4 tRNA genes are annotated in these 647 nt (G+C 44.4%); all 4 read right to left on the reverse strand.

Features of this window, described 5'->3' with window-relative positions:
• Window positions 1-198: 198 nt before the first annotated feature.
• Window positions 199-273 (reverse strand) — tRNA-Glu (locus tag HMPREF2852_RS05410).
• Between the two features lie 27 nt (window positions 274-300).
• A tRNA-Met gene (locus tag HMPREF2852_RS05415) sits at window positions 301-377 on the reverse strand.
• A 4-nt stretch (window positions 378-381) separates the two neighbouring features.
• Window positions 382-470 (reverse strand) — tRNA-Leu (locus HMPREF2852_RS05420).
• 3 nt (window positions 471-473) lie between these two features.
• Window positions 474-548: transfer RNA gene (locus tag HMPREF2852_RS05425), tRNA-Asn, on the reverse strand.
• Between the last annotated feature and the right edge of the window lie 99 nt (window positions 549-647).

The raw sequence follows: 647 nt of genomic DNA on the forward strand, positions 1-647 counted from the left end.
GATGCTCTCCCAACTGAGCTATACTTCCATTTGGTACCCTACCAGGATTTGAATCCTGTCCCATGTAGGGTTTAAAATCTGAAAGATTTTAAATCTTCAAGATGAGCCCTTGAGCGAATCTGAAGAACAATACCGCCGTGACACGGTGGTTTCCCTCTAAAACGAAGGATAAATCTCTTTTTGATTTTAAAATTAAAATGGTGACCCTACCGGGATTTGAACCCGGGATACCGCCGTGAAAGGGCGATGTCTTAACCGCTTGACCATAGGGCCTCATATAATATTATTTTTAAAAAAGTATGGTTGCGGGAGTAGGATTTGAACCTACGACCTCCGGGTTATGAGCCCGACGAGCCACCAAGCTGCTCCATCCCGCGTTATTGGTGCCGAGAATCGGAATCGAACCGATACGGTGTTTGACCACCGCAGGATTTTAAGTCCTGTGCGTCTGCCAGTTCCGCCACCCCGGCATTTGGCGCTCAGGGTGGGGCTCGAACCCACAACCTACCGGTTAACAGCCGGGTGCTCCACCATTGAGCTACCTAAGCACATACAATATGTATAATTATAAAATATTAAATTTACTTTGTCAAAATTTTCTTACAAATTTTGTGAAGAAATAATCTTCACAAAAAAGTAAGTTTGGC

Origin of the sequence: Anaerococcus sp. HMSC065G05, from assembly GCF_001812365.1 — a bacterium.
GTDB lineage: Bacteria > Bacillota > Clostridia > Tissierellales > Peptoniphilaceae > Anaerococcus > Anaerococcus vaginalis.